We start from the raw sequence: 24,468 nt of genomic DNA, 5'->3' as shown, positions 1-24,468 counted from the left end.
GGATGAGGGCGATGCGACACCGTGCCTCGTGCCGCTGCAAGGCCCGCGCCGCACGCAGATCGAGAGGGGCGATCCCCAGGGTCGGGAAGCTGAAGTCCTGCCGCACCGTTGTCGTCTCACGCCGTAGCAGTGACGATCCCGGCGAGTCCAGTGTGTTCATCGAGTTCGGCGAAGACCATGGCTGCCAGGACCTGGGTGTCGGGCGGTATCTCCTGGAGGGCGGCGATCTGTTCGGCCGTGAACCATTCCAGCGGGTGCTCACCCGGCGCAGCGGGGGCGGGTTCCTGGCATCCCATCAGCCAGATGTGGTCGATATGGCCGTGTGGCTGGTCGAGGTGGTTGTCGGGAGGGCAACGCGTCAGTTCGGTGATCCACCACGGCTGCGGGACCGAACGAAGCGGGAACCCTTCCGGCAGTCGTGGGCCGGGAGCGGGCAGGAGTCGCAGCCCGCTCAGGCCGGTCTCCTCGCGCGCCTCGCGGACGGCGGCCTCGGCGGTGTTCTCGTTCTCCTCAACGTGACCGCCTGGCACCATCCACAAGTCCAGCCGGGGATGTCGGATCAACGCCATCCTCCACCGCGCGTCAGCCCACCTCCGACACAAGATCAACACGCTCGCCGTCGCATGCTTGATCACCGAACATCCCTCCTCTGTCACCACTCTCTCCCGCGCCGCGGCAGTCTGGGAGCGGATCCTCATCTGTCGCGGCGGCAGGGGCGTCAGTGCAGGGTGCGCGCCAGTGAGGACAGCGCGCGGTGTCCCCGGTCGACGAGGACTTGGTCGTGTGTGGTCCGGCCGGTCGCCAGGTAGGAGGCCGCAAGGCGGGCGGTCAGCAGGACCAGTGCGCGGTTCTCGTCCGGGCTTGGCTTCCGGCCGAACCCGTTGAGGAACGCCTCCCGTAGGTCGGGTCGGGTGGTCCACAGGGCACCGCACTGCCACACCATGTCCTGCACCGCGAGGCCGTGCGCGGCGGCCTCGAAGTCGATCACGGCGAGGCGTTCGGCTTCGGTGTCCCACAGCCAGTTGCGGGTTCCGTAGTCGCCGTGCAGGTAGACCAGGGGCAGGGAGTCGGCCAGCGCGGGCAGGTCGTGGGCGACCTCGCGCACCAGGGCGCGCGCGGCGGCGCTGAGGTCGTCCCCGAGAAGGTTCAAGCAGGCTGCTGCTTCGGCGGCCTGGTCGGTCATCGACGCCCTGAACGATTCCCGTGCATGTGCGGGGGCGGGCGCGGGGTGGGCATGCCAGCCGCGCAGAAGCCGCCCCGCGAGTTCGTGGACGCCGACTTCCACGGCCGGAGGGAGGTCCAGGTGGCGCACGATACGTCCAGGTAGCTGAGTGCTGATGATCGCGCGCAGGCCCAGGTCCGCTGCCAGCAGGCGCGGCGCCTGGCCTGGGGCGAGCGCGGTCTCGGCGTGCCGGTACGCGCCGACCTCACGCCAGAACGCCTCCACGGTCGGGCTGATCTTGGCGTAGGCCGTGGTCACGGTGGTTTCCACCAGCCACACTCTGGAGGTGTCGCGTTCCCAGGACTTGTCGGCCACCGACACGAACGTGCCAGGCAGGCGGCCGGCGATCCACTGGCGCAGGGCGTCGGGCATGGGTGCGGCGTCGCTGCCGGTCATCCGGGATCACCTGTCCTGTTGTCGTGGTCGGTCAGGAGTAGTCCGGCGGCCGGGGCTCTCGTGCGGTGGTGGCGCGGACGAGTTCGGTAGTCGCGCGCGGTGACTGAAGATGTCACCCAGGCCCAGCACAGCCAACGTACGGTAGTCACCCGCCTACCGTCGCCGATCTGGCGTGCGTTCAGCACGCACCCGCCAGGGGCCTGCAGGGGTTCCAGGTCACCGTGGCCGCCGATGTCCCCGAGGCGTGTCGCAGTGGGTTCGTGCCGGGCGGGTCGGCGATCGCCGCCTATGCCTGGTGCGACATGCCTCCGTTCTGGGCTTGCGAGCGGACCCGGCCGGCCAGCGGATACTCTCGGGCCCGTCCCCGCGCCTCACCTCGGTGTCGTGCGGTGGACACCCGCCCGCCCCGGTCACAGGCGATCCATCTTGGTGTGCCCTCGGGGAGGCCAACTGTGACACCGCTACTCGCCGTCGACGGCCACCACCTGCTCTATCGCTCCTGGTGGGGATTCACCGAGCGGCGCATCACCTCCCGTGACGGACGCCGCGACCTCACCGGCGTGTTCGGCTTCCTGGCCATCCTCCGCAAGACCCACCTCGAACAGGCACCTGGCCACGAGATCGTGGTGGTGTTCGATGGCGAGAACGCCGCGGCCTCACGCCGGTCAAAGGATCCCGGATACAAGGCCGACCGAGTCGTGGCCGACCACAGCCCGATCCAGTCGCTGCCCTTGGTCAAGGACGGCCTCGACGTAGCCGGCGTCAGCTGGATCGAACTCGAGGGCCACGAGGGCGACGACGTCATCGCCGCCCTCGCCCGCACCGCCACACGCGCAGGGCGAACGGTCACCTGCTACTCCGGAGACCGTGACCTGTACCAGCTCGCCTCCGAGCAGGTCACCGTCCTCACCCCAGCCCGGCGCCGCATCACCCCGGGGGAGGTCCACGCCCGTCACGGTGTACTTCCCCGGCAATGGCCGGATCTGCGTGCCCTCACCGGTGACGCCTCCGACAACATCCCCGGTGTCCGCGGCATCGGCCCCAAGACCGCCGCCGGTCTCCTCGCCGATGGCCTCCACCTCGAACAACTCCGTCACAGCACGCGCTTGCACCGCCCACGCTGCCGACCGATCGCCGAGTCCTGGGAGCAGATCCTCACCTGGCGCGACATGATCCGGCTCGACCACCGCATCCCTCTGCCCGCCGGCCTGACGACGTCCACCCCCACGACGCCCCTGCCCAGGGCCGCAGCCGTTCTGGAAGACCTCCACCTATGGTGAACACCCACATACCTCGGCTCGTCCCCGCCGTTCGTCGCAGCGTCCAGGATGGCCCTCACTCTCCGAGTGGATCACTCAATGTGACGTCGGCCGGAACTTGCCGGGCCACGCCGTCGGGCAGGTAGGCGTCATGGGTGAGGACCTGGATCCACTGTGCGACGGGACGAGCGTCGCCGGGCTCGCCGAGTGCCTGCGCCGGCTTCGGGCTCGCGCCGGGAACCCCTCGCTCCGCCGGCTCGAACTGTGGGGGCAGCAGAACCGCAGGCCGCTGGCGCGCAGCAGCACCTCGGACCTGCTGCGCGGCAAACGGCTGCCGTCGCGAGCGCTGTTGCTGGCGTTTCTGGAAGCCTGTGGGGTGGACCCGGTCGAAGACACGCGGTGGGTGGCGGCGTGGACCCTGCTCGCCGCGAACCGCGGTGCCGCCGTCCCCGTGCCGGCTCCGCTTCCCGAACGGCTGGCCGCAGACATCCGGACGGCGGGGCTGCTCCGGCTCGGAAACACCTATCTGCCCGACCTGGAATGGCGGCAGCTGTTCGCGACGGTCAGCGAACTGGACATCTTCGTCGCCTACGGCCAGACCTGGCGCCACCTGCACGCCCGCGAACTGGCCCAGCTCGCACGGCGCCCCGACGCGAGAATCCGGGTGATCCTCGCCGACCCCGCCGACACCCTCACCGTGCGCGTGCTGGCGGACCGTTTCGCGATCGGCCGGCAGGAACTGGTCGACCGCATCGAGAACACCCGGCGCGATTACCAAGACCTGGCCCGGCCGGGCGGCGCCACCATCGACATCCGCTACTGGCCCGGCGACCGGACCTGCTCCATCCACCGCTTCGACGACACCGCCGTCCTCGGCCTCTACAGCCACGGACGCACCCGCACCTCAGCCGTACCGGGACTGGTGTGCGCCGAGCCCGGTGAACTGTTCCAGTTCGTCAAGGACGAACTGGAAACCATCACCAACGGCAGCCGTCCCGCCCGGTGAACCCCGCCCGCCCCTGACCGGCCCTCTCGTTCAGTCATGCTTCGCCGGGCACGCTCATGCGGCGTGCACTTGGTCCGCCTTCGCCTTCGCTGGGCGGCCTCATCGCCGTGAGCGCGGTCGACGACGGGTGGAGAGCCGGAGTTCCGCGGTGAGGTGGCTCGCGGTGACCGCCCCCGATAGCTGTCCGGTGCTGTCCGAGCCTGTGTCGAGGTCCCCTCATCCAAGCAGTGTTCGTCCACAGCCGCGGGACGCCGGCGGCCTGGCTGTCCGGGTACGTCCGTTGCCCAGCAGGACGCGGGAGTTCGAGGTCTTCTTGAGGCGGTCCGTCGGGACTCGTCCTCGCTAAGTCGTCAGTCGGGCCGTCACCAGCGCAACGCATGAAAGGGGCCTGTCGATGAATCGCATCGTCCGGATGCTGGCACGCTTTCGTCCGCCTGACCGGCGGGAGGCCGCGGAGGATCTGGGGCCTGATCTGGCGGCGTTGGACGGGTGGGCGCGGCGGTCGCAGGAGATGGCCGAGACCAGCACGCTCACCATGACCCGTCGGCTGCCGCGCCTGATCGGGCAGGTCGGACGGCTCGGCTGGCAGGCGAACCGGCGTGACCTGGTCATCACCGTCGCGTGCAACGCCGTCGCCGGGGTGTTCACCGCGTTCGGGCTGCTCGCCACGACGCGGGTGCTCACGGCGCTGTTCGCGGCCGGGCCCACGCCCGACCGGGTGCGTGCCGCCGCCCCGGCGCTCGTGCTGGTCGGGGCCGCGATCACCGTCCGCGGGACGCTGACGTTGCTGGCGCAGTGGGCCCAGGCCCGGCTGCGTCCGCAGGTCGAGCGGATCGTCGAGCAGCGGTTGTATGAGACGACCACGGCGATCGATCTGGCGCGGTTCGACGACAGCGGCCACCAGGACGCCTTGCATCGCGCGCAGGTGCGTGGGCTTCAGTCCGCCACGTCCATGGTCGACAACGCGGTCGATCTCGGCACCGCCGCGATCGGCGTCGGCGCCGCGGCCGGGGCCCTGGGGGTCCTGCATCCGGTCCTGCTGCCGCTGCTGATCCTCACGGCGCTTCCGGAGGCGTGGGCGGCGGTCCGCTCGGCGCGGCTCGGGTACCGGGCGCAGCTGTCGCTGATCGCGGTCCGGCGGCGTGCCTGGATCCTGTCGGAACTCATGCTCGAGCGGCGGCACGCCGCCGAGGTCCGGTCGTTCACCGTGCGCCCGTACCTGCTGCGTCAGTACGGGTTTCTGGCCGACCATGTGCGCCGCGTCCTGGTGCGGGTGGCGCGCGGCCGCACCAGGACCCAGGCCTACGGGGACGTGCTGCGCGGGATCGCGACCGCGCTGCTGTATACGGCGCTCGGGGTGCTGCTGTGGCGGGGCATGATGCCGCTGGCCGTCGCCGGGACGGCGGTGCTGGCGATCCGCGCGGGTCAGCAGTCCCTGCTGAACCTCGTCCACGCCCTGAACCGCACCTACGAGGACGGCCTGTACTTCTCCGACTACCTCGCCTACATCGACATGGCCGAGGAATCCACCGGCAACCGGTCGACGGCCCTCCAGGGCGGTGCCGAGGCGCGCCATGTCCTGCGGGACTTCCGGCAGATCACCGTGGACGGCATCACCTTCACCTACCCCAGCAGCGACCAACCCGCGCTGCGGAACGTGTCGGTCCGGCTCAGGCGCGGCCAGGTCGTCGCGCTGGTCGGTGAGAACGGATCCGGGAAGACCACCCTCGCCAAGATCATCTCCGGTCTGTACGCGCCGCAGGAAGGCCGGATCCACTGGGACGACACCGTCGTCAACGGCCTGGACCCCGACATCGTCCGCCGCAACATCGCCGTCGTCGCCCAGGACCACACCCACTGGCCGATGACCGCCGCCGACAACATCGCCATGGGCGACGACCTCACCGACACCCGCATCCACGACCGGATGCGGACCGCCGCCGCCGACTCCGGCGCCGACGAAGTGATCAACACCCTCCCCCGCTCCTACGACACGCTGCTGGACAAACGCTTCGACGGAGGCCAGGAACTGTCCGGCGGCCAGTGGCAGCGCCTGGCCGCAGCCCGCGGCTTCTACCGCAACGCGCCCCTCCTGGTCTGCGACGAACCCACCGCCGCGCTCGACGCACGCGCCGAACACCACATGTTCGAACACATCCGCGTCCACGCCCAACGACACGGCCGGACCGTCCTGCTCATCACCCACCGCCTCGCCAGCGTCCGCCACGCCGACCACATCTACGTCCTCAAGGACGGACAGGTCATCGAGGAAGGCGGCCACGACACGCTCCTCGCCGCCGGTGGTTTGTACGCCGAGCTGTACGACCTGCAGGCATCCGCCTACCACCCCACCACCGAGACCGCGGAATCCCGGGCCGCCGACACCCTCACCGAGTGAACCGCCAGCGAAATGAGCCGATGGCCGATCCCCAGCGTCGGTGTGCTTCGCCCGGCACCGCGGCTGCGGACCAGGCGATGGGCAGAGCGAGCAGCACATGGAGGTGAGGACCGTGGAAGAGCCGGTGACGCCGTCGGTGTGGGCGTGGCGGCGGTTCCTGGCCGGGCTTGTGGTGTCGGGGACGGGCTCCACGATGACGCCGCTCGCGTTGTCGGTCGCACTCCTCGGCACCGGGCACGGTGGGACCGGTGTGGTGACGGTGCTGGTCGCCGAGTACGCGGCGTACCTGCTGGCATTGCCGGCCGGTGGTCTCCTTACCGACCGGGCCGCGCGGCACCCGGGTCGGCTGGTGCGGCTCCTGGTGCTCACCCAGATCGCTGCCGGGGCCTGTCAGCTGGTCGAGGGCACGCTGATCGCGTCCGGACGGGCGGGGGTCTGGTCTCTGGCGGTGGTCGCTGCGGCCGGAGCCGCTGTGGGGGCGGTGGCGGTCCCGGCCCGCAGGCGGCTGGTGCCGATGCTGGTCCCCGCGGGCCGGCTCGCGCACTCCAATGCCGTGGTCTCCACGCTGGGCCAGTCGCTGGCGGTCGCGGGCCCGCCGTTGGGCGGGTTGCTGATCAGCGCGGTCGGTCCCGCACCGGTCATCGTCTGGGACGGGGTGTCGTTCCTGCTCGCGGCGCTCGTCTGCGCCGGGCTGCCCGCCGTGCGCCACCCGGCGGGCCATGATCGGACGGCGCCGGTCGGGCTGGCTGCCGGGTGGCAGGCGATCACTGGACGGCGTTGGTTGTGGACGATGTCGCTCACCAGGTCGGTGGAGGCGGCGGCATTTCTGGCCGCGTTCGTCCTGGGCCCTTTGGCGGCCGGGCAGCAGTGGGGAGCCCCGACCACGTGGGGGCTGGTCAACGGGGCGCTGGCGGCCGGATCGGTCACCGGTGGCGTGTGGGCGATGCGGCTGGCCCGCACCCGCCCCGAGATGGTGTCCCGTCCCGCCTTGCTGGTCGCCGCGAGCGGAGTCGCGCTCGGGATCCCCTGGATCGTCATGGCCGCGGGCGCACCGGTCCCGGTGATGATGGGTGTGATGCTGGCCGGCGGCCTGCTCGCCGAGCCGGGGCAGGTGCTGTGGCCCACGCTCGTCCTGCACCGTATCCCCGGCCATCTGCAGGGACGCGTCCTTGCCGACACCGAGATGATCGCCTCGGTGGTGACCCCGCTGGCCTACGCCGTCGCCGGCCCCTGCGCCGACCACCTCGGCGCGCCCGTGGTGCTCGGCACGTGCGGTGTGGTGATGGTCATCGCGTCACTGGCCCCGCTGGCCACCGGCCCCGTCCGCAACCTGGCCGCCGTGACCGGACCTGAACCCCATTCCTTCCATCCGGCGGGCCAGCCTGCCGTGCCCGACAGCGACAGTCCCTGACCCAACCAAGTTCCCCGGGGTGAGGCCGCCGCGTCCGGCCCGCTCCCGGAGGCATCCCCCGCCGGCCGAATCAGGAGGTGATCCGTGCAGGACAGCGAGACCGACGCCATGCTCCCCACCGACACCCACCCCGTACCGCACAACGCCCCCTTCCCCCTGGACGGTGGCGAGCGTCGAGGAAGCCGGATCGCGAGGCTGGTGCACGCCCAGTCCGTCCGGATCTCTGCGCTGCTGCGCTGCCCAGTCCTCATGACGTAGCCCTGGCTGGGGGCGACACCGTCACCAGCGACGGCGACGGCGACGGCGACGGCGACGGCGACCAGATCGTCATCGCGCTCGGCAGCAGGATCTACGGCCTGCCCGCCCAGGCCGCCTGCCGCTCCCGATCGCCACCACCACCGAGGCCCTCGCCGGCTACTTGCTCGACAAGATCGTCAGCTGATTGAAGGACGAACCGTTCCATACGCGGATCGAGCTCACACTCGCCGAGGCTCCCGACACTGCCGCGACCGCCATCCGGACTTCGCCGCCGACGACGCCAGCGGCGGGCCCGCAAGCGGGCTGAAGGACGTCGCGTGACCTCGCCGCCGGCCTTCTGCCCGCCCGAGCATGTCCCGGACGCGCTGCTCGGCCTGGTCATGGAGATCTGGCTGTCCGGCGAACTGGGAATCGGGAACACCCGTCCCGACAACAGCGCTCGCAGGTAGTTGTGGTCAGGGCGCTGACCGGGCCGGAGTCGGTGGAGCCCAAGGGCCAGCCGCTGATCGGTCGGATATCGAGAGCGGCGCCCCCGCCGTCGCCGAAGGGCGTCACCGTCGTCGGCGGCGTCGGCGGCGGGGATGAGGAGGAGCTGCCAGCCGATGGCGGCGCGGTCCGCTCCCGAGAGAGCGGCGGGACGGGCTCGTCCAGAATGTTCGAGGACCTGCAGCCCAACTAACCCGAGGACCACGGGCTCCGATTGCGGCCTGCTGGCGTCAGGGTCCGCTACCAACGGGTCTCGGCGCTTTGTAGCCTTTCAGTATGGGCCCGGGTGAAACCGGCCGTCCGCGAAGGCTTTCTGGTCTCACGAAGTGAGAGTGCTATGACCGCCTGGAACGAGTACAGCACCGGCGAGCGTATGAAGATCCTGCGCGGGACCGACATCACTCAGCAGGCGCTGGCCGAGGCCGCTGGCATCTCGGTGGCCACGGTGCAGAAGGTGGAGCAGGACCGGGGCGGCTCGGTCGGCTCCCTCATGAAAATCGCCGACGCGCTCGGCACCGACGTGGGGGTGCTGCTGGGCCAGCAGGCGCCGCGCCAGGCGATGTCGCGGGCCGAGCGCACCGGCGCACGGGACCTGTCGCTGGCCGTGCACGACAGTGTGCTGGCCCCGGTCCCCGACATCGAAGCGCCGCCGCTGGCCGACCTGAAGGCTTCGCTCGCGCTGGCCTGGGATCAGTTCTGGCGTGGCGACTACACCGGCGCGTGCATGATCGCGCCGCATCTGATCGCCGAGTCCCGCGCGTTCATCGACACCCACGACGGCCAGCTGCGCGAGCAGGGCCTGGCGGTGCTGGCCAACGCGCACCACGTCGCCGCGTGCGTGGCCAACCTGCTGGGCAAGCGGGACCTGGCCTACGCCGCGCTGGCGCACGCTGAGCGGGCCGCCGAACAGTCCGGGGACGTGCTGCTGTCGGCGGTGCTGCAGTCGTCGCTGGCGTGGGTGTACCTGCGGGACGGGCGAATCGAGCGGGCCGTGAAAGTCTCGGAGGAGACCGCCTCAGGCATCCAACTGGCGTTCTCCGACGCTTCCCCGGAACGCCTGTCGGTGTTCGGCGACCTGATGCTGCGGGCCGCGGTGGCGTCCTCGCGGGCCGAGGACCGTACACGCTCCACCGATTTCCTGTCCCAGGCCCACGCCGCCGCCGCCCGGCTCGGCACCGACGCCAACCACTACCAGACGCTGTTCGGGCCGACCACAGCCCGCAAGACCGCGATCGAGATCCATCTGGCCTTCGGCGACATCGGCCAGGCCCTGGGGCTCATCCAAGACACCCGGATGCCCGGCAGCACACCGATCGCGGTCCGCTGCCGTCACCAGTTGAACGTGGCGCTGGCCTACTGCGAAGCCGAGCGGTGGGACGAGGCCGCCGACACTCTGCTGGAGGTGTGCACGGCTGCCCCCGAATGGGTGCGGCATCAGGCACTCGCGGGCGTGGTGGTGCAGCGGATCGGTGACGGCTCGACGGCCAAGCTCCGCAAGGTGACCCAGGTACTGGGCCTTCCGCTCCTGCCCCGCTGACTCCGCGCACTCCTACGGTTCATGCGACCGGCCTAGCCGACTGTTCCACCCGTCACACAGTGCGTGTCCGCTGTACGCCAGCGAACCGATGGGCTCCTACGCCTCGTGCCTACACGGGCCAGCGTTGGGCCCCCGACTGTCATGGTCTGTGTCTTCATTGGTTGAGATCGCCGGGCGATGCTTCGGGCATGACCGTGCCGCCCCCCGCCGACCGCTCACCAATCAGGCGCATCCACACGATCGTCAACACCCGCCGCGGAGACCCTGCTGAGCAAGGCCGTGCGATCTCCCGATGCCAGAACTGGGCCGCACGCCACAACTCGTACGTGGCCGCCGTCATCAGCGACCTCCGACGCCATCCCGCCTCTGATGCGGACCGGACTGGTCTCCGCGCTCGTTCCGCTGGAGGATCGCGAGGCGACGGTGCTGATGGTGACCGCACAGCTGGAGATCTCTGATCGCCTCGACGCCTTCCAACAGGTCTGTGCCAGCGCTGAGCGAACCGGCGGGTTCCTGCACGTGCTCGACACACCCGGGCACGGTCCCTGCATACTCGATCCCCCTCGCCCGACGCATCAGCCAGCGCAAACAGGCCTGCCGCGGAGCCATGTCCCCGCCCCGGCCGGACCCCCGCCGCTGTCCGCTGCCTCAGCAGAACGCTCGACTGCAGTCCCTCGGTCCCGGCCACCAGGAACGCGGCTTCAGCCGTGGCGTCGACGTGCTGGGGCACCTGACCGGACTCCTGGCCTTGCGCGATCAGGCCTGCGACCAAGTCCTCCAGTGCGTGTGGCGCGTCGCGGGCGACCTTGGCCAGGTCGCGGTCGGCCAGGAAGCGGATGAAGTAGGCGGCGTGTACCAGGTGCCGGGTGCGCCGTTCCTCGTCCACGGGGAGCAGTTCGAGCAGTACTCCCCGCACGATCGCGTGCATGCCGGTGTTTCACCGAGCAGGGCGAGGCGTTCGCGAGCGTGGCGCTCAGCGGCGATCTGACGGCGTCGAGCGGCTGACATCGACCGCGAGCCTTCGTCCTCCGAGGAGGAGGATGCACCATTCACTGCTCATCGTTCCTGAACTCGAGGAGTGGTCGTAGCGGACGCCGAGAATCCAACGAACCCTGGGCTGAGCTGGGGTTATTCGGGTTCGCGCCTGCGGCGCGGGTACGGACTGCGTGGATCGTGGCCGCGATCGAGGCGTCCAGGTCGATCCCGAGGACGTAGGCGGTGACGAACGCGGCGAGCACCTACGATGCGGCCATGACGATCACGTACGAGTGGCGTGGTGATTTCGACAACGCAGCCGTCAACGCACTTCATGCGGAGGCGTTCGGCCACGACCGGACATTCACCGACTGGCACGCGCAAGTGCATCGTCACAGCCTCGGCTGGGTTTGCGCCCGAAAGGACGGCAGCCTGATCGGATTCGCCAACGTCGCCTGGGACGGCGGCGCCCACGCCTTCATCCTCGACACGATGGTCGCTCAGGACCTCCGCACATCCGGCGTCGGAACCGAACTCATGGCCACCGCGGCCCGAGGAGCCCGCTCAGCGAACTGCGAGTGGCTCCACGTCGACTTCGAAGAGCACCTGTGTCCCTTCTACCTCAGCGCCTGCGGCTTCAGGCCAACGGACGCAGGACTCATCGCCCTGCGCTGAACCACGGGCGTCACCGGTCGGACAGCCCTGGGGTCCTCTGTCAGCCGAGGGAATGGCCACCACGACGACCGGCCTGCTGCCGCTCGCCCCCGTCCCCGGTCTCAACGTGCGGCGCCTGTCACTGGTCATGCCCCTCCTCAGCCGGAACGAAGTGACCTTGTCGCCGGCGCACGCCAGGCGATAGGCGCTGTACAGCCAGCCGCCGCCCACGCCCGAGCACGAAGGCCCCTGCGTTCCAGAGGTGCAGAGGTGGCGGCAGGCGGATGGTCGGCGGTCAGGGGCCGTCGCGGGCAACGGTCCAGGCGGACGTTCAGCAGGGTCGAGGGCTCGACCACTCCGGCGCGCAGGTCCTCGTGCCGTTGCTCTTTCGGCTTCCGCTCGACCCCTGTGGCCAGCGTTACCCCTCGGAACAGTGAGTCCAGAGTGGCTAAAGGGGACCTTTCAACCAACATCACCATAAGCGACACTCTGACTCCCGAGGGACGTCATCTCGGTGATGGCATCCGCGCGCTCCACGGAGCGTCCGGCCGTCTCCACGCCACCTTCATGCCGCGCCGATCCGACGGCGTGACCGCGGGGGCGAACGGGACGGGGATGAGGAGGAAGACGTGCATCTGACCCATCATGAGCAGGAACGCCTGATGATCCATGTGGCCGCCGATGTGGCCGCCAAGCGCCGGGCTCGGGGGCTCCGGCTGAACTATCCCGAGGTCGTGGCGCTGCTGACCGCGCACGTGCTGGAGGGGGCCAGGGACGGCAGGACCGTGCGGGAGCTGATGTCCTCGGGGCGCGGCGTGCTCACCCGCCAGGACGTGTTGCAGGGCGTTCCCGAGATGATCGAGATGATCCAGGTTGAGGCGACCTTCCCGGACGGCACCAAACTGGTGACCATCACCGACCCCATCCCCACCAGGCCCGACGTGACCGGTCCCGGGCAGGTCGAGCACCCCGAGTCGGCCGGGCCGGTGCTGGTCAACGAAGGGCTGCCGGTGACGCGGGTCGAGGTCCGCAACACCGGGGACCGCGCGGTGCAGGTCGGCTCCCACTACCACTTCTACGAGGTGAACCCGGCGCTGGAGATCCGGCCGCTGCAGGCCTTGGACGCGGCGCCCGACCGGGAGTGCGCGTACGGCAGGCGCCTGAACATCCCCGCCGGCAAGTCGCGGCGCTTCGAGACGGCCTGCCGTGTCGAGGTCGATCTGGTGCCACTGCAGGGAGACCGGATCGTCATGGGACTGCGCGGACTGGTCGGAGGCGAGCTGCATGACTGAGCCCGAGGTGTGCCGTCCCCGGCTGGAACGCGCCGAGTACGCGGACCTGTACGGGCCGACCGTGGGCGACCGGATCCGGCTCGCCGACACCGACCTGCGGATCGAGATCACCGAGGATTGGGCGGGCGGCCCGGGCCACAGCGGCGACGAGGTGGTGTTCGGCGGCGGCAAGGTGATCCGCGAATCGATGGGCCAGTCCTGCGTCCCCCGCGCGGGGAACGCCCCGGACACGGTGATCACCGGAGTGGTGATCCTGGACCACTGGTGCGTCGTCAAAGCCGACGTCGCGCTGCGCGACGGCCACATCGCCGCCATGGGCAAGGCGTACAACCCCGAGACGATGAACCGGCGGCACGACGATCACCCGGTCGCCTCCGACATCGTGATCGGCCCGGAGACCGAGATCATCTCCGGCAACGGCAAGATCCTCACCGCCGGCGGGGTGGACACCCACGTCCACTTCATCTGTCCCGAACAACTCGACGAAGCGCTCGGCTCGGGCGTCACCACGTTGATCGGCGGCGGCACCGGCCCCGCCGAAGGCAGTAAGGCCACGACCGTCACCTCGGGTTCCTGGCACATCGCCACGCTGCTGGAGGCGCTGGACGGCTCCGCAGTCAACATCGGGCTGCTCGGTCAGGGCGCCACGATGTCCAAGGAGTCGATGCGCGATCAGCTTCGCGCGGGCGTCATGGGGTTCAAGGTCCACGAGGACTGGGGCGCCACACCCGCCGTCATCGACGCCTGCCTGCAGGTGTGCGAGGAGTCCGGTGCGCAGCTGGCCATCCACGCCGACACGCTGAACGAGGCCGGATTCCTGGAAAGCACCCTGGAGGCCATCGGCGGGCGCTGCATCCATGCCTTCCACGTGGAGGGGGCGGGAGGCGGCCACGCACCGGACATGATCGAGATGGCGTCGCATCCGAACGTGCTGCCCGCGTCCACCAACCCGACCCGTCCGCTGACGGTCAACACCGTCACCGAGCACATCGACATGGTGATGGTCTGCCACCACCTCAACCCGAAGATCAAGGAGGATCTGGCCTTCGCCGACTCCCGTATCCGCCCCTCCACGATGGCGGCCGAAGACCTGCTGCACGACATGGGCGCCATCTCCATCATGTCCTCCGACGCCCAGGCGATGGGACGCATCGGCGAGATGATCCTGCGGACCTGGCAGACCGCCCACGTCATGAAGCGACAGCGCGGCCCGCTGGACGGAGACGGCGCCGCGGACAACCTGCGAGCGCGCCGCTACGTCGCCAAGTACACCATCAATCCCGCCATCGCCCAGGGCATCGCCCACAAGGTCGGCTCGGTGGAGACCGGCAAGCTCGCGGACCTGGTCCTGTGGGAGCCGGCGTTCTTCGGCGTCAAGCCCCACCTGGTGATCAAAGGCGGGCAGATCGCCTACGCCCAGGTCGGTGACGCGAACGCCTCCATCCCCACCCCACAGCCGATCCTTCCCCGCCGCATGTTCGGCGCGCTCGGGCACGCCCCGGGCGGCAACTCGGTCAACTTCGTCTCCGGGCACTTCGACGCCGATGTCCCCGGGCTCCGGAAACCCTTCGAGACGATCACCAGCACGCGGGGCCTGACCAAGGCCGACATGCGCGAGAACGACGCCCTCCCGCGCATCGACGTCAACACCGACAGCTTCACCGTGGTCATCGACGGCAGCGGCGGGACCTCCGAGCAGGACGACAGGACCGGAGACGTCGACGTGGAGGTCGGCGAGGACACCGTCGCACCGGACTACCGCACCGAACTCCCCATGGCCCAGCGGTACTTCCTGTTCTGACCGGCCACCCCCTGGAGCCATGATGAGCTCGGTGTCACTGCTGATCCTCGGTGACGGCCGCTTCCCGTCCGGAGGGCACGCGCATTCCGGAGGGGCCGAGGCCGCCATCGCCGCCGGGCGCGTCCACGACACCGCGACCCTGGAGGACTTCTGCCGCGGACGGCTGGCCACCACCGGCCTGGTCGCGGCCTCCCTGGCGGCCGCGGCGGCGACCGGGTACGATCCGCTGCTCCTGGACGCCGCCGCCGACGCACGGACCCCCTCCCCCGCACTCCGCCGAGTTGCGCGCAAGCTCGGCCGCCAGCTGATGCGCGCCGTCCGCACCACCTGGCCCGATCCCGAACTGGACCGCCTGGCCGCGGCACTGCCTGCCGGCGCGCACCAACCCATCGTCATGGGCCTCGCCGCACGCGCGGCCGGACTGACCCCGCACGACGCCGCCCGGGCCGCCGCCTACGACAGCGTCAGCGGCCCCGTGACCGCCGCGATCCGCCTACTCGGCCTCGACCCCTTCGAAGCCACCGCCGTCACCGCCCGCCTCACCGGCGACATGGAGAACGTCGCCGGTGAGGCCGCCGGCCACGCCGCACGACTACCGGCGGACGGGGTGGACGCGCTGCCCGCCGCGTCCGCACCCCTGCTGGACATCACCGCCGAACAACACGCGGCCTGGCCGGTACGCCTGTTCGCCAGCTGACCACCGCCACACCCGGAGCGCGCCATGCACCTGCACCACACCGACCCGGCCCTCACCGACATCATCCCTCCCACCGCTCCCCGCCCCGGCGGCCGTTCCGGCCCGCTGCGCATCGGCCTGGGCGGACCGGTGGGCGCCGGCAAGACCGCCACCGTCGCGGCCCTTTGCAGGCGCCTGCGCGACACCCTGTCCATCGCGGTGGTGACCAACGACATCTACACCCGCGAGGACGCCGAAGCCCTGCTGCGCCAAGCCGTGCTGCCCCCCGAACGGATCACCGCGGTGGAGACCGGCGCCTGCCCGCACACCGCCATCCGCGACGACATCTCCGCCAATCTCGAAGCCGTCGAAGACCTTCAGGAACGCATCGGGGACCTCGACCTCGTCCTGATCGAATCCGGCGGGGACAACCTCACCGCCACCTTCTCCAAGGGCCTGATCGACCATCAGATCTTCCTCATCGACGTCGCCGGCGGAGACGACATCCCCCGCAAGGGCGGCCCCGGCGTCACCACCGCCGACCTGCTGGTCATCAACAAGACCGACCTCGCCCCGCATGTCGGCGCCGATCTCAGCGCCATGGAACGCGACGCCAGGGCCGCACGAGGCTCCCTGCCCGTCGTCCTCACCTGCCTCAAAGACCAACACGGCATCGAACCCGTCGCCGACTGGGTCTGCCGCCGCCTCGCCGACCTGACCGCGGCCCGGTCATGACCACAGCGCCGCCCACCGCCAAAGCCGCGCAGACTCCCTACACGCTGAACGCCACCGCCCGCATCACGGCCGAAGCCGCGGACGGAGCCACCGACCTGCCATTACTCCACAGCGACGGCCCCTTCTCGTTCCGCCGGCTCCGCCCGTACGGCTCCCAGGCGCACATCTGCATCCTGAACACCATGAGCGCCCCGCACAACGGCGACCGCCTGAACACCGAGGTGATCGTCGGGCCGGGCGCGGACCTGCACGTCACCTCCGCCGCCGCCACGGTCGCACTACCTGGGCCCGTCCCCAGGCACGCCGCCCTCGGCGTGAATCTGCGCGTCGCGGACCACGCGCGACTGCGCTGGCTGCCAGAGCCCGTCATCTCGGCCGCAGGCAGCGACCTGCGCCAGCACATCCGCATCGACCTCGCCCCCACCGCCCGGCTCGTCCTCAGCGAACAGCAGATCCTCGGCCGCGCACACGAACCCAGCGGTCGGCTGACCAGCCGCATCACCGTCCGCCACGGAGGACGGACGCTACTGGACCAGCACAGCGCCTACGGCCCCGGCCTCCCCGGCTGGGACGGCCCCGCCGTGCTGGCCGGCAACCACGCCGTAGGCCAACTCCTCGTCATCGACCCCGCCTACCGCGACCCTCAACCCGATACGCAGATACTCGACGACATCCCCGTACGCGCACACGGCGTCATCACCCCACTGGCCGGCCCTGGCGTCCTGCTCACCGCAGTGGCTCCGGACGCCGGCGACCTGCAACGCTGCCTCGACGCCGCATTCGCCCACCTCGGTCTCCCGAACGGCTGACCACAGGTTCGGGTGCACGCAGTCCAGGAATCTGGGTCGGCACGGTGGCCGGGCGGTCCGGGCTGGTCCCCCGGACGGAGGCGCGCCCGGATCAGATCAAGGGCCGCTGGGCCTTGCGGTTCTCCTCGTAGCGGGTGCGGGCCTGGTTGGTGGAGTCCAGGTTGGAGACCTCGGCGACCGGGACGTCCCACCATGCCTCGCTGTCCGGGGCGCCGGTGGAGGTGTCGGTCTCGACGTGGACGACCGTGGTGCGGGTGCTGTCGCGGGCCTTGGTCAGGGCGGTGCGGAACTCCTCGGCGGTCGTCGCGCGCAGGACGTCGGCGCCGAGCGCGGCGGCGTTCGCGGCCAGGTCGCCGGGCAGTTCGAACTGGGTGCCGAGCCGCTGTGAGCCGACCGACTCCGACAGGTTGCCGATCGAGGCGAAGCCGTGGTTCTGGACCAGGACGACGACCAGCTTGATCTCGTCGGCGACGGCGGTCACGAGTTCCTGGGCCATCATCAGGTACGAGCCGTCGCCGACCATGACGAAGACCTCGCGGTCGGGTGCCGCGAGCTTCACGCCGAGGCCTCCGGCGATCTCGTAGCCCATGCAGGAGAAGCCGTACTCGACGTGGTAGCCCTTGGGGTCGCGGGTCCGCCACAGTTTGTGGAGGTCTCCCGGCATCGATCCGGCGGCGGACACCACGACGTCGCGCGGGCCGCTGACCTCGTTGACGATGCCGATGATCTCCGGCTGGGCGGGGAGGGGCCCGCGGGTCGGCGCGTAGGCGCGGTCGACCGCCTCGTTCCAGCGGGTGACGCGTTCGGCGATCTCGTCGCGGTAGGACGCGGTGACGGCGTGTCCGGTCATCGCCGTCCGGAGGGCTTCCAGTCCCGCGCGGGCGTCGGCGGTCAGCGGCAGGCCCGCGTGCTTGGCGGCGTCCGGCGCGGCGACGTTGAGGTTGATGAAGCGGACGCCCGGACGGGCGAACACGGTGCGGGAGGCCGTGGTGAAGTCGCTGTAGCGCGTGCCGATGCCCAGGACGACGTCGGCGTCGCGGGCCAGGGCGTTGGCGGCGGTGGTGCCGGTCGCGCCGATCGCGCCCACCGAGGCCGGGTGGTCCCAGGTCAGCGCGCCCTTGCCCGCCTGGGTCTCGGCCACGGGGATGCCGGTGGCCTCGACGAACTCACGCAGTGCTGCGGTCGCGCGCGAGTAGATGGCGCCGCCGCCCGCCACGATGAGGGGACGCTCGGCGTTGCGCAGCAGTGCGGCGGCGTCCTCGATGAGGGCGGGCTCGGGCACCGGGCGGGCGACCCGCCAGACCCGCTCGGCGAACAGTTCCGCCGGCCAGTCGTGTGCTTCGGCCTGCACGTCCTGGGGCAGCGCGAGGGTGACCGCGCCGGTCTCGGCCGGATCGGTCAGGACGCGCATCGCGGCGAGGAGCGCGCTCGGGAGCTGCTCGGGCCGGTTGATCCGGTCCCAGTAGCGTGAGACCGGCTTGAAGCAGTCGTTGACCGAGACGTCGTAGGAGCGCGGGTCCTCGAGCTCCTGGAGGACCGGGTTGGACACGCGGGTGGCGAAGACGTCGCCCGGCAGGAGCAGCACGGGGATGCGGTTGATGGTCGCGAGGGCGGCGCCGGTGACCATGTTGGTCGCGCCGGGTCCGACGGAGGTCGTGCAGGCGAACGCGCGGAGCCGGTCGTGAGTGCGCGCGTAGCCGACGGCCGCGTGGACCATCGCCTGCTCGTTGCGCGCGGCCCGGTAGGGCAGTTCGTCGCCGTACTCCAGCAGCGCCTGTCCGAGTCCTGCCACGTTGCCGTGGCCGAAGATGCCGAAGCAGCCGGCGAAGAACCGGTGCCGTTCGCCGTCCCGTTCGGTCCACTGGTTCGCCAGGAAGCGGACGATCGCCTGCCCGACGGTCAGTCGCACGGTCTCGGTCATCGATCCCCCTCGGGTCCGGCGGCCGAGCTCATCGGCAGCCTCGGGTCGGTCGGCTGGTCCGTCCAGGTGTCGCGGATCCAGGTGTGGGCCGGGTCGTCGCAGATCTTCCAGGCGCGTTCCTCGCCCGGTCCCGCCATCACGTTCAGGTAGTAGAGGTCGTGGCCGGGCGCGGCCATGGAGGGTCCGTGCCATCCGTGGGGGATCAGCACGACGTCGCCGGTGCGGACCTCTTCGAGCACGTCGGTGGTGCCGTAGACCCGCTGGTAGGCCATGCCCGCCCCGCCGTTCGGGGCGTCGGCGACCTCGAAGTAGTAGATCTCCTCCAGCACCGATTCGTGCTCGGTGTGCTCGTCGTGCTTGTGCGGCGGGTAGGACGACCAGTTGCCGCCCGGCGTCAGCACCTCGCACGCGATGAGCTTGTCGGCCTCGAACGCCTCGGGGGTGCAGAAGTTGTTCACCTGGCGGGTCATCTGCCCGGCGCCGCGCAGCTCCACCGGAACCTTCCCGGCGGGCCCGTAGCGGGGCGGGAGGCGCCGCTCGCAGCGCGCGGACGGCAGGGCGAACCGTCCGCCGTCCTTGGACCACAGGACGATCGAGGCGTCGCGCGGCGCGTAGGCGAAGTCGGTGACGCGGGAGAAGACGTCGGGACGGCCCTGGAGTTCGAACGTCACGGCGATCTCGTCGGCCGGGACGCCGACCGTGGCCACGCACGATCCGGCGAGCGGGAGCACGAGGGTCTCCGACTCCCCGGTCTCCAGTGTGATCTCCTCCCCCGCGGCGAGTGTCACCACGCGCAGGCCCGAGTACTCCCAGCCCGCGCTCTGCGGTGTGACCTCCATGGACACCTCTCCGTTCACAGCAGCGCCACCGCGGCGTCGACGGCGCCCGCGACGTCGTCGCCGGGCGGGTACAGCATGGATCGGCCGACGACCAGTCCGCGCACGGTCGGCAGGTCCAGGGCCGCCTTCCAGCCTGCCAGGGCGGCCTCGGAGTCGTCGGGCACCTCGCCGCCCAGCAGCAGGGCGGGCAGTGTCGAGGATTCCATGACCTCGTCCATCCGGTCGACCACGGGCACCTTCAGCCAGGTGTGGGCGGAGGTGGTGCCGAGCCCGGACGCGATCGAGATGGCCTTGGTCATCGCCTCGGGAGTGAGGATGTTGGTGATCTTCCCGTCGTCGCGCCGCGTGGACAGGAACGGTTCCACCATCGCGGGGAGGCCGCGTCCGGCGAGTTCGGTGACCGCGTTCGCGCAGTTCTCCAGTGTCGGGGCGGTCGCCGGGTCGTCGAGGTCGACGCGCAGCAGCATCTTGCCGCCGTCCAGGCCGCCGGCGGCGATCGAGGACGCGTTGTAGGCGGTGAACCGGTCGTCGATCTCGAACGAGGCTCCGGCCAGGCCGCCCCGGTTCATCGATCCGATGGCGTACCTGCCGTCCAGTTCCCCGAGCAGGAGGAGCTCCTCCATGATGTCGGGGGTGGCCAGGACGCCGTGCACGCCCGGCCGGGCGAGGCCGGCGCAGATCCGCTCGAGGAGGTCGCGGCGGTTGCCCATGGCCTGCGGGTCGGACCCGGCACGCAGCGCCCCGCGCGCCGGATGGTCGGCCGCGATGATCATCAGTTTGCCCGCGGCGCCGAGCGGGACGGCGGGCCGCGCGCGGCGGGCGGCGGCCTCGGCGATCGCGCCGGGCCAGGCGGCCCGGGTCTCGATCAGCTCCGCGTGGCGTTCGGCGAACGTGCGGGTGTTCAAACCGTGCTCTCCTTGTCGTCGGTTTCGGCAGGCGGGCCGGTTTCGGCGGATGGGCCGGTTGCGGCGAGCAGGCGTTCGACCTCGCCGGAATCGGGCATCGCGTCCGCGCAGGCGAGCCGCGACGCGACGATCGCCCCGGCGGCTCCGGCGAAGCGGACGATCCGCTCGAGGTCCCAGCCGTGCAGCAGGCCGTGGCAGAGGGCGCCGCCGAAGGCGTCGCCGGCGCCGAGGCCGTTCACCACCTCCACCGGTGTCGGCGGGACCTCGACGATCCCGTCCGCCGACGCGGCGAGCGTGCCGCGCGGCCCCTGCTTGACGATCGCGATGGACACGCCCCGGTCCAGCAGCGCGCGGGCGGCGGCGTGCGGCTCGCGTTCGCCGACCGCGACCTCGCACTCCTCCAGGTTCCCGACCGCGACGGTCGTGTGCTCCAGCGCGCGGGCGACCAAGTCCTTGGCCTCGTCGGGCGACTCCCAGAACATCGGCCGCCAGTCCAGGTCCAGGACGGTCGTGCCAGGGTGGGCGGCGAGCGCGGTCAGCGTCGCCTCCCGGCTCGGCTCCTGGGACAGGCCGGTCACCGTCGCCCAGAAGATCCGGGCGTCGGCGATGGCGTCGAGGTCGAGTTCGTCCGGGCGGATCTCCAGGTCGGGCGCCTTGGGGTGCCGGTAGAAGTAGAGCGGGAAGTCGTCGGGCGGGAAGATCTCGCAGAACGCCAGGGGCGTCGGCAGGCCGGGGACGCCGGTGACGAACCGGTCGTCCACGCCGTACTCCCCGAGCTTGCGGTGGATGAACCGGCCGAACGGGTCCTGGCCGGTCCGGGTGATCACCGCGGTGCGGTCGCCGTGGCGGGCCGCGGCGACCGCGACGTTGGTGGGGCTGCCGCCGAGGAACTTGCCGAACGACTCGACGTCCTCGAGCCGGGTGCCGGTCTGGAGCGGGTAGAGGTCCACGCTGACCCGGCCCATGGTGATGAGGTCGAAGGTCACGGCGTCCTTCCGAGGAAGGCCAGGCTGGTGCGCACGTCGCTGAGCGGGCCGGCGTCCGCCGCGGGCTCGGATTCCAGGATGGTGTCCTGTTCGAGGACGTACCAGCCGTCGTAGCCGGCGTTCTCGAGCGAGGCGATGATGCCCGCGATGTCGATGTCGCCGTGGCCGAGCGGACGGTAGATGCCGTCGCGGACCGCCTCGGTGTAGGTCGCGCGTCCCGCCTGGACGGTGCCGGCGAGCGCCGCGTCGACGTCCTTGAGGTGCACGTGGGAGATCCGCGCGGCGGCCGAGCGGGCCAGTTCCAGCGGGTCGGTGCCGCCGATCAGCAGGTGCCCGGTGTCCAGGCAGAGCGGGATGTGCGATCCCGCCAGTACCCGGTCGACCTCCTCGCGCCGCTCGACGACCGTGCCGACGTGCGGGTGCAGGGTCGCGCGGTGGCCGCGTTCGGCGGCGTAAGCCGCGGCGCGGTCGAGGTTGTGGAACAGGGTCTTCCAGTTGTCGGCGTCCAGGACGGGCCGCTCGTCGTAGCCGTCCAGGCCGGTGACGGCGGCCAGGACCGCCGTGGCGCCCGGGTCGCCGAACGCGTCGAGCGCGCGCACCAGCTCCGGCATCGGGTCGAGGCCCGGGTCGTGCAGCACGAGCGGGACGAAGCCGCCGACGGGGGCGAGCCCGTGGGCGGCCAGCAGTGCGGTCCGGTCGCGGGGGTCGGCGGGCAGGAAGCCGTCGGGGCCGAACTCGGTCGCGCTGATTCCGAGGTCGCGCATCTCGGCCAGCACCCGCTCGGGCTCCATCTGGTGGCCCCAGCCGGGAACCTCGCAGACGCCCCAGGAGATGGGGGCTGCGGCGACGCGTCCGGCGGCGATGTCGATGCTCATCGGCGTACCTCCTCGATCGTGACGGTGCGCCGCTCGCGGCGGGAGATCTCGCATGCCTCGGCCACGTAGAACGCCTCCAGGCTCTCCTCGGGCGGGCAGGGGCTCGCGCCGCCGCCCTTGACCATGGCGGCGAAGGCGTGCAGTTCGGCGGCGTACGCCTCGGCGAACCTTTCGAGGAACCCGCTGTGCGCCGGGCCCGAGGGGCGGAGGCCGTCGCCGGCCGGGGACAGCGGGGTCCGGTCGTCCAGGCCGGCGACGATGCCGGCGAGCGAGCCGAGGACCTCCAGCCGCACGTCGTAGCCGGCCGCGTTGTACCGGGTGGCGGAGACGACGGCGATGGTGCCGTCGTCGAGCGTGAGCATGGCCGAGCCGGTGTCGACGTCGCCGGACGCGGCGAACGGCCCCGGCCCGTGGTTGGCGCCGGTCGCGGTCACCTCGGTGACCGCGCGTCCGGTGACGAACCGCACGGCGTCGAAGTCGTGGACCGAGCAGTCGCGGAAGAGACCGCCGGAGTTCGGGATGTAGTCGTCCGGCGGCGGGACGCGGTCGAGGGTCATCGAGCGCACGGTGTGCACCCAGCCGAGGCGGCCGGAGGCCACCGCGTCGCGCGCGGCGACGTGGCCCGGGTCGAAGCGCCGCTGGAAGCCGATCTGCACCGGCACGTCGGAGCCGCGCAGCGCGGTCAGCGTTTGGATCGTTCCATCGAGGTCCGCGGCGAGCGGCTTCTCGACGAAGACCGGCAGCCCCGCCTCGACCGCCCTGATCACCAGGGGGGCGTGCGAGGCGGTCGGCGTGGCGACGACCACGGCGTCCAGGCCGGAGGAGAACAGCTCGTCCACCCCGTCCACGGCCGTGGCGCCGAGCTTCCCGGCGACCTCCCGGGCACGCCCGGCGTCGGCGTCGGCGATGACGACCTCATCGGCCAGGCCCTTCAACGTCTCGGCGTGTGCGGCTCCGATCCGTCCCGCACCTGCCAGTCCGACCCTCATGTGGCTGCGCCTCTCGTTCGCCTCATCCGCGCCTTCTCCATGCTGTCGCCGGCGCCCACGCCGGCGTGATCAAGTCTCATGGAACGCTCCAAGCACTGTCAATAGTTTGTCCTGACATAAGGACTTCAAGGCCAGGGTGCGTGTCGTCCGCTATCCTCCTCACGTGCAAGGACCCACCGTGACGCTCGATCGGGGCAGCCCGGTCCCGCTCTATTTCCAGGTCGCCCAGCAGCTCGAGGCCGCGATCCGCGCGGGCGAGCTGCCACCCGGCGCCCGCCTCGAGAACGAACTCGACCTGGCGGCGCGCTACCGGCTCTCCCGGCCGACCGTGCGGCAGGCGATCCAGCACCTGGTCGACAAGGGGCTGCTGGTCCGCAAGCGGGGCGTCGGGACGCAGGTGGTCCAGTCCCAGGTGCGGCGGCCGATCGAGCTGTCCAGCCTCCACGACGACCTCACCTCCGACGGGCGGGAACCCCGCACGCAGGTCCTGGAGCTCGAGACCGTTCCCGCCGACGCGGAGGCCGCCGAGCAGCTCGGCATCGCGGCGGGCACCGACGTGCTGCGGATCCGCAGGCTGCGCCTCACCGGTGGCGAGCCCCTCGCGCTGATGACCAACATCGTCCCCCTCCGGCTGATCGACGTCACCGCGGCCCATCTGGAGGCGCACGGCCTGTACGAGACGTTCCGCGGCGCGGGGGTCAATCTGCGGATCGCCCACCAGACCATCGGCGCGCGCGCCGCGACCGCCGCCGAGGCGAGGCTGCTGGACGAGCGCCGGGGCACCCCCCTGCTCACCATGACCCGGACGGCCTTCGACGACAAGGGGATCGCCGTGGAGTTCGGCACCCACGTCTACCGGGCCGACCGCTACTCCTTCTCGCACACGCTCGTCGGCAAGTAGTCCGCCGCGAGGCCCGCGGCGGCCGTCCGCCGTGAAGCCCGCGGCGGACGTCCGCCATAACGGACGTCGGCCACGGGCCCTCAGCGGACGTCGGCCGCGGTCGCCGGCCCGGGACCTGCCCGGACCGGCGACCGCGG

Annotated in this window: 23 protein-coding genes; 14 read left to right on the top strand and 9 right to left on the bottom strand. The window is 71.2% G+C overall.

Features of this window, described 5'->3' with window-relative positions:
* Positions 1-116: 116 nt before the first annotated feature.
* Both EBO15_RS08115 and EBO15_RS08110 read right to left on the bottom strand, forming a co-directional pair.
* Positions 117-635, bottom strand: a complete 519-nt coding sequence (locus tag EBO15_RS08115) for an NUDIX hydrolase (RefSeq protein WP_158628154.1) — start codon at positions 633-635, stop codon at positions 117-119.
* Positions 636-718: 83 nt separating this feature from the next.
* Entirely contained in the window at positions 719-1,618 is a 900-nt protein-coding gene (locus EBO15_RS08110; RefSeq protein WP_122193690.1) for an aminoglycoside phosphotransferase family protein, read from the bottom strand.
* Between the two features lie 452 nt (positions 1,619-2,070).
* On the opposite strand from EBO15_RS08110, the gene EBO15_RS08105 reads away from it, so the two are divergent.
* The 7 genes from EBO15_RS08105 (at position 2,071) to EBO15_RS08080 (ending at position 9,973) form a co-directional block, all read left to right on the top strand.
* Positions 2,071-2,898: a 5'-3' exonuclease gene (locus EBO15_RS08105; protein WP_233616049.1), complete on the top strand. Its 828-nt coding sequence runs from the start codon at positions 2,071-2,073 to the stop codon at positions 2,896-2,898.
* Between the two features lie 130 nt (positions 2,899-3,028).
* The gene (locus tag EBO15_RS08100; protein ID WP_147481419.1) at positions 3,029-3,883 is read left to right on the top strand and encodes a helix-turn-helix domain-containing protein; all 855 of its coding nucleotides are present in this window, start codon (positions 3,029-3,031) and stop codon (positions 3,881-3,883) included.
* A 394-nt stretch (positions 3,884-4,277) separates the two neighbouring features.
* Complete coding sequence (locus EBO15_RS08095; RefSeq protein ID WP_233616048.1) at positions 4,278-6,281, top strand: ABC transporter ATP-binding protein; 2,004 nt, start codon at positions 4,278-4,280, stop codon at positions 6,279-6,281.
* A 112-nt stretch (positions 6,282-6,393) separates the two neighbouring features.
* On the top strand, positions 6,394-7,692 hold the full coding sequence (locus EBO15_RS08090; protein WP_158628153.1) for an MFS transporter: 1,299 nt from the start codon (positions 6,394-6,396) through the stop codon (positions 7,690-7,692).
* Positions 7,693-7,776: 84 nt separating this feature from the next.
* Entirely contained in the window at positions 7,777-7,950 is a 174-nt protein-coding gene (locus EBO15_RS44085; protein WP_158628152.1) for a hypothetical protein, read from the top strand.
* A 317-nt stretch (positions 7,951-8,267) separates the two neighbouring features.
* On the top strand, positions 8,268-8,399 hold the full coding sequence (locus EBO15_RS46745; RefSeq protein WP_267898389.1) for a hypothetical protein: 132 nt from the start codon (positions 8,268-8,270) through the stop codon (positions 8,397-8,399).
* Positions 8,400-8,773: 374 nt separating this feature from the next.
* Positions 8,774-9,973: a helix-turn-helix domain-containing protein gene (locus EBO15_RS08080; RefSeq protein ID WP_122193686.1), complete on the top strand. Its 1,200-nt coding sequence runs from the start codon at positions 8,774-8,776 to the stop codon at positions 9,971-9,973.
* 154 nt (positions 9,974-10,127) lie between these two features.
* On the opposite strand, the gene EBO15_RS08075 is transcribed toward EBO15_RS08080, so the two are convergent.
* On the bottom strand, positions 10,128-10,901 hold the full coding sequence (locus EBO15_RS08075; RefSeq protein ID WP_233616047.1) for a TetR family transcriptional regulator C-terminal domain-containing protein: 774 nt from the start codon (positions 10,899-10,901) through the stop codon (positions 10,128-10,130).
* A gap of 323 nt (positions 10,902-11,224) precedes the next feature.
* On the opposite strand from EBO15_RS08075, the gene EBO15_RS08070 reads away from it, so the two are divergent.
* The 6 genes from EBO15_RS08070 (at position 11,225) to EBO15_RS08045 (ending at position 16,915) form a co-directional block, all read left to right on the top strand.
* Complete coding sequence (locus EBO15_RS08070; protein ID WP_122193721.1) at positions 11,225-11,623, top strand: GNAT family N-acetyltransferase; 399 nt, start codon at positions 11,225-11,227, stop codon at positions 11,621-11,623.
* A gap of 608 nt (positions 11,624-12,231) precedes the next feature.
* Positions 12,232-12,894 (top strand): urease subunit gamma, encoded by a 663-nt coding sequence (locus EBO15_RS08065; protein WP_122193685.1) that lies wholly within the window; start codon positions 12,232-12,234, stop codon positions 12,892-12,894.
* Positions 12,887-14,695: an urease subunit alpha gene (locus EBO15_RS08060; RefSeq protein WP_122193684.1), complete on the top strand. Its 1,809-nt coding sequence runs from the start codon at positions 12,887-12,889 to the stop codon at positions 14,693-14,695. The genes EBO15_RS08065 and EBO15_RS08060 overlap by 8 nt, the downstream gene beginning before the upstream one ends.
* A 22-nt stretch (positions 14,696-14,717) precedes the next feature.
* The gene (locus EBO15_RS08055; RefSeq protein ID WP_122193683.1) at positions 14,718-15,392 is read left to right on the top strand and encodes an urease accessory protein UreF; all 675 of its coding nucleotides are present in this window, start codon (positions 14,718-14,720) and stop codon (positions 15,390-15,392) included.
* Between the two features lie 24 nt (positions 15,393-15,416).
* Positions 15,417-16,106, top strand: coding sequence for an urease accessory protein UreG (ureG, locus tag EBO15_RS08050; RefSeq protein ID WP_122193682.1), 690 nt, complete (start codon positions 15,417-15,419; stop codon positions 16,104-16,106).
* A complete protein-coding gene (locus EBO15_RS08045; protein ID WP_122193681.1) occupies positions 16,103-16,915 on the top strand; it encodes an urease accessory protein UreD in 813 nt (270 codons plus the stop codon). The genes ureG and EBO15_RS08045 overlap by 4 nt, the downstream gene beginning before the upstream one ends.
* A gap of 91 nt (positions 16,916-17,006) precedes the next feature.
* On the opposite strand, the gene iolD is transcribed toward EBO15_RS08045, so the two are convergent.
* From iolD to EBO15_RS08015, 6 genes are read right to left on the bottom strand one after another with little or no spacing between them, the layout of a single operon-like run.
* A complete protein-coding gene (gene iolD / locus EBO15_RS08040) occupies positions 17,007-18,836 on the bottom strand; it encodes a 3D-(3,5/4)-trihydroxycyclohexane-1,2-dione acylhydrolase (decyclizing) (RefSeq protein ID WP_122193680.1) in 1,830 nt (609 codons plus the stop codon).
* On the bottom strand, positions 18,833-19,693 hold the full coding sequence (iolB, locus tag EBO15_RS08035; protein WP_325051880.1) for a 5-deoxy-glucuronate isomerase: 861 nt from the start codon (positions 19,691-19,693) through the stop codon (positions 18,833-18,835). The genes iolD and iolB overlap by 4 nt, the downstream gene beginning before the upstream one ends.
* On the bottom strand, positions 19,690-20,580 hold the full coding sequence (locus EBO15_RS08030; RefSeq protein WP_122193679.1) for a Cgl0159 family (beta/alpha)8-fold protein: 891 nt from the start codon (positions 20,578-20,580) through the stop codon (positions 19,690-19,692). Before EBO15_RS08030 ends, iolB begins: the two co-directional genes overlap by 4 nt.
* Positions 20,577-21,545 carry a 5-dehydro-2-deoxygluconokinase gene (iolC, locus tag EBO15_RS08025; protein ID WP_122193720.1) on the bottom strand — a complete coding sequence of 323 codons (969 nt, stop codon included), beginning with the start codon at positions 21,543-21,545 and terminating at the stop codon, positions 20,577-20,579. The genes EBO15_RS08030 and iolC overlap by 4 nt, the downstream gene beginning before the upstream one ends.
* A gap of 17 nt (positions 21,546-21,562) precedes the next feature.
* Positions 21,563-22,441: a TIM barrel protein gene (locus EBO15_RS08020; RefSeq protein WP_122193678.1), complete on the bottom strand. Its 879-nt coding sequence runs from the start codon at positions 22,439-22,441 to the stop codon at positions 21,563-21,565.
* Entirely contained in the window at positions 22,438-23,430 is a 993-nt protein-coding gene (locus EBO15_RS08015) for a Gfo/Idh/MocA family protein (RefSeq protein ID WP_122193677.1), read from the bottom strand. The genes EBO15_RS08020 and EBO15_RS08015 overlap by 4 nt, the downstream gene beginning before the upstream one ends.
* Before the next feature lie 178 nt (positions 23,431-23,608).
* Between EBO15_RS08015 and EBO15_RS08010 the strand changes: the two genes are divergently transcribed.
* Positions 23,609-24,331 carry a GntR family transcriptional regulator gene (locus EBO15_RS08010; RefSeq protein ID WP_199744395.1) on the top strand — a complete coding sequence of 241 codons (723 nt, stop codon included), beginning with the start codon at positions 23,609-23,611 and terminating at the stop codon, positions 24,329-24,331.
* The last annotated feature ends 137 nt before the right edge of the window (positions 24,332-24,468 follow it).

The organism is Actinomadura harenae, from assembly GCF_003696215.1.
Classification (GTDB): domain Bacteria; phylum Actinomycetota; class Actinomycetes; order Streptosporangiales; family Streptosporangiaceae; genus Spirillospora; species Spirillospora harenae.
The sequence above is the reverse complement of the archived record's forward strand: the minus strand, read 5'-3'. Positions and strand labels throughout refer to the sequence as shown.